This is a genomic window from Pseudoalteromonas sp. P1-30, from assembly GCF_001400005.1.
Lineage (GTDB): Bacteria > Pseudomonadota > Gammaproteobacteria > Enterobacterales > Alteromonadaceae > Pseudoalteromonas > Pseudoalteromonas atlantica.
The window spans coordinates 237958-249899 of the sequence record NZ_LKBC01000002.1; the positions used below are offsets into that span (position 1 = coordinate 237958).

An 11942-nucleotide genomic window follows, 5' to 3' on the forward strand; every position below is an offset into this window, starting at 1 on the left:
ATTAGTTTATTGAGTATTAATTCTTTTTTGAGGCTAGATGGATGCTAGAGATTGTTGCTACTGAAGACTTAAAGACTGCCGCACAGTTTACGTTTAACAATATGAAGCCCTATTACGAAATGTATGCGGTAGATTGGGATGTAGAAGACGTTTATCAAGCTACCAAAAACCTTAAAAATTTTGATATTTTGTGTAAGGAACAACACATAGGTGTCGTGCGCTTATCATTTGAAGAAGGGCGTTGCCAACTTCGCGATATTCAGATTGCAGCTACTTATCAAAACAAAGGTTATGGTGCTCACGTTATTGCTAAAGTAGTTGATATGGCTCGTCAACAAGGTGTCAAATTCATAGATCTCAAAGTATTTCAGCTAAGCCCAGCATTTAAGTTATATAGCCGTATTGGATTTGCTGTCGATAGAAAAGATGATCGTTTCTACTACATGAGCTTGCGAGTCTAATAGCAACAGTATTAAGAGGCGTAAAGTACTTGGTTTCACTACTCTTTAGCTAACTTTAGTCAAGTCCGACTGTATTGCCTTATGCAGGCATTAGTTTTTAGGAAAGCGAGGTGTTCTTAATTGCTGTGTGGTCTGCTCAAAAATTTAAAAGTACATTTATGCCTGCAGGTTTTGGCTCATTCCTATTTGGTGTTTTTTTGGTTTACATAATTACGATTAGTTACCGTTAATAAGTGGCTAAGCTTATAAAGGGTAACTAATAATGAGCGTTAACATATTCCCCTCACACCTCAAAGTTATTAAAGTATTCTTTTTGTAGTTCTATAGTCAGTGCTTTAGGGCGAATGCCTTGTACTAGGCTGTATACTTCTTCTTTTGTGTAACCTGCCGAATTTAAAATAAGCGCAGCAACCAACCCTGTGCGGCCAGTGCCGCCTTTGCAATGAATGGCAATGGTTTGTTTTTGCTGTATAGCTTGTAGTATGTCTGCTTTGTGGGTGTTCCAGCTTGATATAAAAGGCTGTTTGGGTGCTTCGTCGTCATTTATAGGTAAATGAAACCAGGTTATATCGTGCTTTTTGCACTCACTATTAATTGTTTCTACGTTGTTTTTTTCAAGCTCCTTTTGCGGCATAAGCGATAGTAGCATGTGAGTGCCAGCGGCTTTTAATGTAGCGATTGAATCCGCTAGGTTTTGCGTTTTTGTACCAGGGCAAGGCGTAAAAATAATATTTGCGCCGTTATTGAGTGATAAAACATCGTATGGGTGCGCGCTCATGGTAAGTCCTTTATTTTTCATAAATTTACTTTTATACGCTCACTATAGCGTGTTTTAGTTACAAGTTTAAGATTGAATAATAAGCACAAATGCTAGATACTGTTTTTATATACAGTTATGGCGATGTTATGAAAAAAGAATTACCAGCAAAATACTATTTAGCGCATTTTAGAGAGCTTATTGAGTTTGTAACAAGTAAATGTATGCATTTACTTGAGCCCAAACACAGCCAATTTATTAGTAAAATTAACCAGCTAGATGAGCAAAGCCAGTGCATGTTGGCGCGTGTGTATTCGCGTAAGCCTTATTTAGTGCAGGCGCAATCGCTCAATTATGAAGAAATAACTTCGCCGCATCAGGCTATTTATACGCTAAAAACAGCGGGTATTTTATATGAGCCAAACGCACAGCATTACAAGCAGCTTATTGCGCATTTAACCAAGCCCATGTTGGTGGAGTTACTCAGTAATTACAGTGAGCAAGTAAGCTTTAAAAAAAGCGCAGCTAAAGGGGAGTTGGTCACTATTGCGTGCCAATTTTTTAGTGAGCGCGCAGATGATTTAGCCCCTTTATATAGCCAATATGTGATAAATAACCGTGAAGATTATTACGAGTATTTTGAGTTTTTATTTGCAGGGCGCTTAAGTAGTGGCGATGTAAACCATCAAAACCGCTTTGTTATGCGCGATTTAGGGTTAACCGCTACCCGCAAAGGGCACAGCGAGAGCTTGTCGCGCTTTAATACCCTCGCTGAGGCGCAATCTAATTACGTTTTAAATCGTTACCGTTTAGCGTTTAAAAACATTGGCAAAACAGCCGGTAATATAAAAGATGAAACCTTTGATGACAAAGCCCCTTACACCGAGCTTGCGTATTTAGTATTGGCGCAACCGGCGCATGGTGCACAAGCGCACGACATTAAAAACAAACTGCTGGTTAGGCTGTATAAACAACTTAAAAATACCGATAGCAAACTTGCCTTTAGCTTACTTGAAGGCTGCACCGATTACGCCGAAGCCCAAGAAATTCAAATAAGAGAGCAATACCGCTTAGGTAATAAAGAGTGGGTAAAAGCACAGCTAGAACAAATAATAGAAAACCCGCTCACCGACGATTTACTGTATTTTGCTGACGACTTTTTAATGCGTAAGTTTAATAAACAAACGCGTTCGCGCTTAAGCACTATGCTAGCCGATACCCAATGTGTGCTTGAAATTGACGAAATTTACCGAGGCGATGTAGAGCAAGGCGTAAATGAGCATTACACCGCAAAAGGGTTAACGGTTTTTAATACGGAAAACACCTTATGGCAAAGCTTATTTGGTTTAGTATTTTGGCACGAGTTATTTATAGAGTCGCCGTACCCGCCGTGTAATGAATTTGATATTTACCCGCAAGTTTTACAGCTTGGTAATTTTTATGAAGCACAAAGCACGCAAATTGACGCACGTTTAAAAAGCTGTAGCACTAATCAGGCGCTGCTTAATTTGGTATGTAAACATGCCGCGCAATATTTTGAGCAGCCCAATGGTTTATTTAGATGGCGCAGCAATTTATTAGAGCCACTAGAGGCACTAATTTTAAACAGCCCGCTTGAAGCGTTAATTGCGCATTTAACGGCCATGAGTAAACAGTATTTGCAGCTAAAAGATGGCTACCCCGATTTAATGGTCATTAATAATGGGCAAGTACATTTTGAAGAGGTAAAAGCCCCAGGCGATAAACTTAGGCGCAACCAACTTACCACTATTGATAATTTAAAAAATGTAGGTTTTACAGTACATATTGCTGCAGTTAAGTGGTTTGTAGACCCTAACCGTATTTACAGCGTGGTTGATATAGAAACCACGGGTGGCTTAAAAGGCGGTAACCGCATTACCGAAATTGGCATTGTTAAAGTGCAGCACGGTAAAGTAATTGATACCTGGACGACACTTATTAATCCGCAGCGCCATATCCCAAGCTTTATTACTAAATTGACCGGCATAAGCGATGGCATGGTTTACAACGCGCCTGTGTTTGCCGAAATAGCAAAGCCACTACTAGATAAGCTCGCAGGCAGTATTTTTGTAGCCCATAACGTAAACTTTGATTACGGATTTATTAAAAAAGAGTGCGAGGTTGCAGGGCACTTTTTTAAAATGCCAAAAATGTGCACCGTGGTTGAATCGCGCAGAGCGTTTAAAGGCTTAAAGTCGTATTCGCTTGGTAACCTCAGCGCGCATTTTAATTTAAACTTAACCAGCCATCACCGCGCATTGGCCGACGCTACCGCCACTGCCGAGCTGTTATTGCTGATCCAAAACAGTGAAACGCTTACGCAGTAAACGAGTAATTTATATTTAAGAGTATGAAACTTAAATAATTAAGTAACGTTATTATAATTTTTTAATTATTTTTGGAATAAAGTGTTTTTGTAAATCGTCTTCTTTATGTCAATCCGACAAACTAGAGGACAAAACAATGACTAAATTAAATAAAATTGTAAGCGTAATGATGTTAAGCGGTGTGTGTACTTTTACAGGTGCAGTGCACGCCGCTGATATTGAACTATCTCAGTCAACGTCGGCGCAGCAACAAACATCTACATCTATTGCGCTTTCACAAAATGGTTTAACAGCCAGTGGTAGCAACGAGTCAAACGTATCTAACGATACACAAGTAACGGCTGATGATTCGCAAAACACAGATTCAACGGCGAATAATACGCAAACTCCAGCGCAAGAAAGCAGTGAGGCCGCAGAGCCTGCAAATACATTAGTTGCATCTGCAAGCGGATCTTTAAATAATGCATTAAATGCACCGGCCTCGTCTTTAAATGCCACAGGCAATTCCACAAGCAATACCACAGCCAATACAGCGCTCGATGCAACAACGCAGTTAACTTCATCGGCGGGTAATTTAACAACCGCTGTGAGCCAGTCGTCATTACTTTCTGTTACCTCTGAACACGGCGCTCAGCCAGATACTACCGATACACCATCAGATGCCTCGTTAGTTTCAAATGTGAGTAGCGCTAGCGATTCAGTAACACAAGCTGATGCAACAAATGCGCTTAATGCGGGTGAGCTTACAAACCAATTAGCAATTACTAATACGGCTACAAACTCAGTGAGTTCTGCACTGCAAGTGGGTGATGCAATTAATACCAGTAATGAAGTAGTAAGCAGTGTTCAGCAATCTTTAATTGCCAGTGTGCAAGATAGTACGGTTACCAGTTTACAAAGCACGGTACAGCAAAGTGTTAGTGGGCAGGTGAGTGCAGCGGTCACTGATCAAATTAGTAACGATGTAGCACTTAGCACCGCAAGTGAAGTAGTAACCAACATTACTAACGATTTAGACCTAGGCCTTTAGAGCGTGTTGAACTTTGCAGATTGAAATTTGTTCAATCTAGGGGCGATTAAACTGAGCAAAGCTTCCGCATCTTGCTCTCGCTCTTTATCTGCATCCATGTAGGCAACAAATAGCTTATCGCCCCTAGACAGAACCCGAAGGGCAGCGCATGTTTGGCATTTATGCTGCGTTATCGCCTTGCCTAAAAACCAAACATGCTGCTGCAAATTCAACCATCAAAGATCAACACGCCCTAAGCGTACTTGCAAAATGCCGAATAGGGAAACCTATTCGGGCTGTTGGAGAATAAATATGAAAGCAGTTATAACCGCCACATTGTGTGTTTTTAGTGCCCAAGCGGTGCTTGCACAAACCAACCACGTTAAAACACTTGAGCAAACTAAACCCTTTAAAAGTAGCTTTGAGCTAAATGCAGATGCAGAAGTTGGGGTATTGAGAAACTCGGCGCTCTCTGTTCAGGAGCTTGACGATATTTCGTCGCAAAGCGACAGCGGCATAAAAACCGCAGCCGGTGTTAATGCAAAATGGCAATTAACTAAAAGCGCTAAATTAACTTCAAGCTATAAGTTTGAACAACAAGACTACGATGAGTTTGAACAATACGATTTAGGCCTGCATCAATATGGTTTAGATGGTAGCTACAGCTTTAATAGCCATGAAGTAGGATTTCGTTACGATGGTGCAAAAGCAAATGTAGATGGCGAACCATTTTTACATTTTAATCAAGCCAGTGCTTATTATGGCCATTTTTTAAACCCGTATACGTATTTGCGTATGAGCATAAAAACCAAAGCTAAACGTTTTGCTACTGCAAAAGCACGTAATGCCGACGGCGTAGGTGGCGATGTAGCGCTTTATCATTTTATAAATAATGGCCAAACCATGCTAATGGCATCGCTAAGTGCCGATAAAGAAAACGCCGACGACAACCAATACGACTTTAACGGCTACGGCTTTACGACTAAAGTTACACACAAATTTACGGCCTTTAATGTGGCTAACAAAGTGGGAGCTGGCTGGCGTTATCAAAATAAAGATTACGATGAGCAAACAACGGATGATTTTTTTGAGCAAATACCGTCGCGAGATGAGCACCGAAATGTAGTTAATGCGTTTTATAACGTAGCTGTGTTTGAGCACGTAACGCTAATAGCCGAGGCTGAATATGGCGATTATCAATCAAAGCTTAGTAGTAATACCTATACGCAATCGGTTTTATCGGCGTCAGTTAAAGTGCACTTTTAGGTGGGTAAATGGCGCCATAACCAAAGGTGGTGTCTTTGCCTTGCTCGCCTAAATCGACGGCCAGCGATGTAAGCTCGTTAAGTGCTTTGGTTTTATTATTCCCATGCTTTAACAATAAACAACTTAATGCCGCGCTTACATGCGGCGCCGCCATTGACGTACCCGATTCCCTCCCAAATTTTCCATTGCCTTGGCTTGTAACAACATTTACACCAAGGGCTGCAAAGTCTATGTAATCGCCTTTATTTGACCATCTATAAATGTGGTTTTTTGAATCAATAGCACTTACCGCTATCACGCTTTTATACGCGCCTGGGTATAACGGCTGCGACGCTGGCCCTTGGTTACCTGCAGCAGCTACAATTAACACGTTTTGTTTTATTGCAGCAGTAATACTTGCTTCTAAAACTGCGTTATTTGGCCCTGTTAGGCTCATATTTATTACGGGTATTTTTTTACTAACTAACCAGTTAAGTGCCTCTACTATGGCAAATAATGTAGCCCCTTGTGCATATTCAGATTGCCTATAAAACACCTCGGCACTGTAAAGCTTGGCATTGCCTAAAAGCGGGCTAAGTTTTGCTCCTTTACCTGTAATTAGCCCTGCAATGGCGGTGCCGTGTAAATTTGGCGAGCTTAACCCTTGTGGTAAAAAGCTTTGCGTAGTGATATTTGCACCTTCAAAAGCACTGTGTTTGGTATTAATGGCGCTGTCGATCATGCCAATTTTTACGCTTTGTGTGCAGTAGGGGGCAATAGAGTTATTTGGTGTTACTTTTTCGGTAGGCTCGCCAGTTTGCGCCTGGTATATGTGGTTTCGGTCAAGTATTGCAGACTCATCTAAGTTAAGCGCTTTTAATAACTCACTCTTAGAATTAACACCTTGGGGCACGTTAAAGCGCACTAAGCTCATATTAAGTGCGTTGTAATTTTTTACCGATACAATGGTTACATTTTGCTGCTTTAGGGTATTAAGTTGTTGGCTATTTGCCATTAATAACCATTGGCGCTCTATTGCTCTAAAGCCGTTTTCTAGCTCTACTTCAACAAATGCGGTGTTTTGGCTATTTATATTAATGTTAAGCACATTGGGTAAGCTGCTAATTGGCTCACTTATTTGCGCTTTTAGTTCAAGTTCATCAATCGAAACTTGTGGTTCAGGCACTGGAAGCGGCAGGCGCTTTGCGCGCTCTATAGTTTGCTCAATACGCTGCTCTATTGGGTTTAACTGCCCAAGCACTTGATCGACTCTCACTATATTGGCAGAGCTCGTTGCGCTAAATATGCAAAGCGAAGTGGCTATTATGTGTTTAACGCGTGTGTTTTTAATATTCATAGTGGGTTACTTCTATTAAATTTATCATGCTGCTTAGTTAACGTTTAACACATAGAAATATTTCATTATTCAAATTATTTTGATTATTTGGGAATAAATGTTTTTTTGAATCGTCTTCTTTATAAAAGGGGTAAAAATCAATGAACGAAACTCTAAAAACCTTATTGCCCATGCTTAGGCGCTTTGCCTATTCGCTAACGGGTAGTAAAGCAGATGCAGACGATGTAGTGCAAATAACAATTGAAAAACTATTAGTAAAAGGTATTCCAGATGACGTTGAGCCTGCTAAATGGGCGTTTAAAATTTGTCGCAATGTGTGGATAGACGAATACCGCTCACGCAAGGTAAGGCAAAATACGGCCCAGGCCGATGTTTTACCAGAGCCAATTACAAGTAATGAGCACCAAACACTCGAAAACAAACAAATGCTTAAAAATGTAAATACAGCACTTGGGCAATTACCCGAAGAGCAACGCGCCATTGTATCGCTGGTGGCAGTGCAGGGCATGGCCTATAAAGAAGTAGCACATACACTCGACATACCTATAGGCAGTGTAATGAGTAAATTATCGCGAGCACGCAGTACACTTTATAATTTAATAAAACCCGACTTTAAAAAGGAGCAAGTATGAACATTAACGACGAAACACTTAGCGCCTTTTTAGACTCAGAGCTAAGCGAGCACGAAATGGAGCAAGTGCGCAAAGCCCTTGAAACCGATGATGAACTAGTAATGCGACTTGCAGAGCTAAGCGAAGTAGACATGCGAGTAAAAGAGCACGCAACAAGTATTGATGACGCACCCCTTAGTGACTCATTAGCTAAAACGGTTGCAAAGCTTGATATGGCAACGACAAAAAACACGTTAAATAGCAATGTAGTAACGTTAACGCCTTGGCAAAGGGTTAAGCAGTCGGCTAATAAAAGCTTAGCAATAGCTGCAAGCGTTGCCGTGGTATTTGGTATTGCAATGACTAGTTATTTACAACCCAATGAGTCGCAAAATTTAGTAGCCAGTAACATAGTATCAGCACTTAATACACAGCTAAGTAGTGGTGAGTATAAGCAAAGTGATGGCTCAGTATTTAGCGCGCAGCTTAGCTTTAAAAATCAGCAAGGTGAGCTTTGTAGGCAGTATGCGCTAAGCTCAAACAATACAACGCAAACAAGCATTGCTTGTAAAACGCAAAGCGGCTGGCAAATTAAAGCGCAAACAGCCGTGCAGCAAAGTGATAATGGCGCGCAATATCAAACGGCGTCTAATAACAGTGAGTTAGATGCTGTTATAGATAACATGATCAGCGGCGCACCACTAGATAGAGCGCAAGAGCAGCAAGCAATTAGTGCAAAGTGGCAGTTAAACCAATAATAGTTTTTATAAAACGAGGTGAATGATGAAAACATCTATTTTAATTATCAGTATTTTACTTATGGCGGGTTGCGCATCTAAACCCGACTACCGCCCAGCTAATAATGGCTCACAAGGTTATAGCGAGCAAAAAATTAGTGACGATCAATACCGCGTCGAGTTTAAAAGTGTGTCAAACAACGTAGCCGATGCAGGTGACTATGCATTGTTACGCGCGGCTGAGCTTACCCAAGCACAAGGCTACGACTGGTTTGTTGTAACTAACAAAGAAACCTTTGTTGAGTCTAAATCGCAAGCGCCCGCGTCATCTATTAGTGCATCACATAGCCAGCAATATGAGCGAAACTGTGGTTTATTAACCTGTGAAACACGTGTACGCCCGAGCAATAGCGTAGGCGTACAAGTGAGCAACAATGATAAACGCAAAGAAGTACACACCCTGATTGATATTAAAATGGGCAAAGGCATTAAACCCAGCGACAACAGCTATAGCGCACAAGACTTAATTGAAAACTTAAGCAAAAAGACACAAAATTAATTATGAGAATAGTTATTAGCTGTCGCTATTTTACATGTGATTATATTTAAGCTATGCGCTTACGCTTTAATCTTTAGTGACAGTGGGCACTTAATTATTAGTTGGTTAGGTGCCTACTTTAAATGTGATTACACACCCCCTTTGGACTTCGAAGTCTTTTAATCGGTATCTCCTCTACCATACTTCTTTCTTTGGTTGTTATTGCTAAATTAAACAGATCAAACCAGTGCTTTAAAGAATAAACTTGTAAAATAACTTTATAATTTTAAAGGGTTTATTATTATTTAAATACTCTGCTTCGCTTTTAGTGTTATGAGCATGTAAAACTTTCACATAATCTTTATTGCATTCGAATGCAAAAAGCGATAGTTTTTATAAGTCGAAAAAATAGGCATTTAAATCGCGCTTTTAATAATTATAAATACTAAAAATTCGGTAGCGGGTTATTTAGCCCTTAATTGCTTAATAAAATAACTTATATCAACAGGTGGAGAACTAATCTCATGGCCGTACATATTTTACGTAAAACACTTATTTTTGCTGCAGTAAACACGGCGATATTGGGCTCAGCCTCGGTATACTCGCAAGAGGCAAAGTTAAACCCTAACAAAGAGTTGGAGGTTATTTCGGTCACCTCTACTAAGCGTGTTAAAAGTATTCAATCAGTGCCGTTGGCTGTGACAGCTGTATCTGCTAAAGATTTACTAGAAAATGGCGTTACTGATATCTTAAACCTTGATAGCTTAGCGCCAGGGTTAAAGTCGGGTGTGTCGGGCAGTGATGCTCGCCCAGCTATGCGCGGTGCTAGAACAGAGCAAGTAGAGGCTAACGATGTTGCCATCGCGTTTTATTCTAACGGTGTTTATCGTCCTCGTCACGGGCAGGCGCTTGCTGGGTTTGTTGATTTAGAGCGTGTTGAAGTATTACGCGGGCCACAAGGTACATTGTTTGGTCGCAACTCATTTGGTGGCGCGATTGATGTTATAGCTAAAAAACCAGAGCTAGATATTACCGAAGGCGGTATGGCCGTTACATTTGGTAATTATGGTCATTTACGTGGTGAGGGCTTTTTTAATGCAGCGCTTACTGATGACACTGCGGTGCGATTTACTGGCGTTCGAGAAATAAGAGATCCCTACGTTGAAAATACATTTAATGAAGATGCAGGCTTAAAAGATGCTGATATGTATTTTTTACGTGGCCAAGTTTTTACTGAAATTAACGACGATATAAATTTAAATGTAAAAGTAGAAACGTGGCAGGATGAATCAAATGGCGGCGGTGCTTTTGGCTACCATATTTTAGGCGTTCCTATAAACCCTACAACGGGTAAAACAAGTTTGTCGGCACCATTAACTGAGCGAATTGGTCGTGACGATGTGTGTGGCAGTAATTGTGGCCGCTTTGGTGCAGGTTTAGATAACGTAGCAACACCAGGGCTTGATACAGCACAGGCGGTTTCGTCAGACCCATTTACTCAGCAGTTTGACTATAAACCATCGCGAGATGTAAGTGATGTAAGCATTAGTGCAGAGCTTAACTGGTCATTAGAGTCGGTAGATTTGAAAGTGATTGCAGCCTCAATGGATTACGAAGAAACGCGCCTTACTGATGGTGATTTTTCGACTTATGCAACCACGGTTGATGGGAATGCGATTGAATCAAAAACAAACTCGTTAGAAGTGCAGGTTAGCTCAACGTATGAAAGCGACTTTGAATGGGTAGCGGGTATTTATTTGCTTTCAGAAGATTTAGACAACGCATTTTTAAATGGCAGCTATGGGGCTGTGGTTGATAATGTGCCAGATACAACGCAACCCCAAGAATTTCAGTACGCGTCGTGGTTAAATCAAATTCAGTTAGAAACAAGATCAGCTGCCGCCTACTTTCAAGGTAATTACACATTTAATGATGATACACGCGGTATAGCCGGCATTAGGTATACAAATGACAGCCGTGAGTGGGATATTTACGGCCAAAACCCAGATGATTTAAGCACGCTTGATTTTTCTGTACTTGAGGTTGATAACGCAGACGATGATTGGAGTAAAGTAACCTGGAAGCTAGGTCTTGAGCACGATTTGGCAAGTTCTCAACTGCTTTATGCTACAGTTTCTACAGGCTTTTTAGCGGGTAACGCACAGGGCGCTTTTAATGGCGAAGATAGCTACGATGAGCAAACAGTAACGGCTTACGAGCTTGGCTTTAAAAGCATGCTGCTTGATAATTCATTAAGATTTAACGCTTCTTTATATTACAACCAGTACGAGGACCTACTTTCTACTCGTTTTCAAAACGTGGGTGGTACGGCGGTGTCGTTTTTTGGTAATGCCGGCGAAATTGATGCTGCAGGTCTTGAGTTAGAAATTGATTGGCAGGCAAGTGATGCATTGCGCCTAGGGGCACGCGCCGCGTTTACAGACTCAACGTATGGCGACTTTGTTACGCCAAATGTATTTGAAGAGGGTGGGGAGACCATTAATGGCGTAGATAACTTACTGCAACTAGATGGTAATGACGTGCAACTAAGCCCTAAATACAATATTACACTATTGGCCAGTTATGAGTTTGATTTAGGTGATAAAGGCCGCGTTGTGCCTGCTACCAGTATTCAATTATCGGATTCGTATACAACCAACGATTTGCCTTTTTCATTTGGTACTCAAGAAAGTTACCAAAAGTACGATGCTAGCCTTGCATGGTATTCGGCAGATAATGAGTGGTCTGTACGTGCGTATGTTCAAAACGCAGGAGATGAGCTCATACTACTTAGGACAGTCCGCTTTGGTGGTAATGTGGCTGCGGCCGATTATGCTAATCCTCGCACTTATGGTGTAAGGGTAGGCTATAACTTTTAG

General features: G+C 41.0%; 10 protein-coding genes. 8 read left to right on the plus strand and 2 right to left on the minus strand.

The window, feature by feature from the left end; translation table 11 throughout:
- Positions 1 to 41: 41 nt before the first annotated feature.
- Positions 42 to 461, plus strand: a complete 420-nt coding sequence (locus AN395_RS04570; RefSeq protein ID WP_054982231.1) for an N-acetyltransferase — start codon at positions 42 to 44, stop codon at positions 459 to 461.
- Positions 462 to 744: 283 nt separating this feature from the next.
- Here AN395_RS04570 and AN395_RS04575 read toward each other — a convergent pair whose 3' ends face one another.
- The gene (locus tag AN395_RS04575) at positions 745 to 1239 is read right to left on the minus strand and encodes a dual specificity protein phosphatase family protein (protein WP_054982232.1); all 495 of its coding nucleotides are present in this window, start codon (positions 1237 to 1239) and stop codon (positions 745 to 747) included.
- An 89-nt stretch (positions 1240 to 1328) separates the two neighbouring features.
- Between AN395_RS04575 and AN395_RS04580 the strand changes: the two genes are divergently transcribed.
- The 3 genes from AN395_RS04580 to AN395_RS04595 all read left to right on the plus strand — a co-directional run bounded on the left by AN395_RS04580 (position 1329) and on the right by AN395_RS04595 (position 5841).
- On the plus strand, positions 1329 to 3566 hold the full coding sequence (locus tag AN395_RS04580; RefSeq protein ID WP_054982233.1) for an exonuclease domain-containing protein: 2238 nt from the start codon (positions 1329 to 1331) through the stop codon (positions 3564 to 3566).
- Between the two features lie 136 nt (positions 3567 to 3702).
- A complete protein-coding gene (locus AN395_RS04585; RefSeq protein ID WP_054982234.1) occupies positions 3703 to 4596 on the plus strand; it encodes a hypothetical protein in 894 nt (297 codons plus the stop codon).
- Between the two features lie 291 nt (positions 4597 to 4887).
- Positions 4888 to 5841 carry a hypothetical protein gene (locus AN395_RS04595; protein WP_054982236.1) on the plus strand — a complete coding sequence of 318 codons (954 nt, stop codon included), beginning with the start codon at positions 4888 to 4890 and terminating at the stop codon, positions 5839 to 5841.
- On the opposite strand, the gene AN395_RS04600 is transcribed toward AN395_RS04595, so the two are convergent.
- Positions 5825 to 7177: a S8 family serine peptidase gene (locus AN395_RS04600; RefSeq protein ID WP_054982237.1), complete on the minus strand. Its 1353-nt coding sequence runs from the start codon at positions 7175 to 7177 to the stop codon at positions 5825 to 5827. The genes AN395_RS04595 and AN395_RS04600 overlap by 17 nt on opposite strands.
- A 140-nt stretch (positions 7178 to 7317) precedes the next feature.
- On the opposite strand from AN395_RS04600, the gene AN395_RS04605 reads away from it, so the two are divergent.
- From AN395_RS04605 to AN395_RS04620, 4 genes are all read left to right on the plus strand, one after another.
- Positions 7318 to 7809 carry an RNA polymerase sigma factor gene (locus tag AN395_RS04605; RefSeq protein ID WP_054982238.1) on the plus strand — a complete coding sequence of 164 codons (492 nt, stop codon included), beginning with the start codon at positions 7318 to 7320 and terminating at the stop codon, positions 7807 to 7809.
- Positions 7806 to 8546, plus strand: coding sequence for an anti-sigma factor (locus tag AN395_RS04610; RefSeq protein WP_054982239.1), 741 nt, complete (start codon positions 7806 to 7808; stop codon positions 8544 to 8546). The genes AN395_RS04605 and AN395_RS04610 overlap by 4 nt, the downstream gene beginning before the upstream one ends.
- Before the next feature lie 25 nt (positions 8547 to 8571).
- Positions 8572 to 9084 carry a CC0125/CC1285 family lipoprotein gene (locus tag AN395_RS04615; protein ID WP_054982240.1) on the plus strand — a complete coding sequence of 171 codons (513 nt, stop codon included), beginning with the start codon at positions 8572 to 8574 and terminating at the stop codon, positions 9082 to 9084.
- A 503-nt stretch (positions 9085 to 9587) separates the two neighbouring features.
- Entirely contained in the window at positions 9588 to 11942 is a 2355-nt protein-coding gene (locus AN395_RS04620) for a TonB-dependent receptor (RefSeq protein ID WP_054982241.1), read from the plus strand.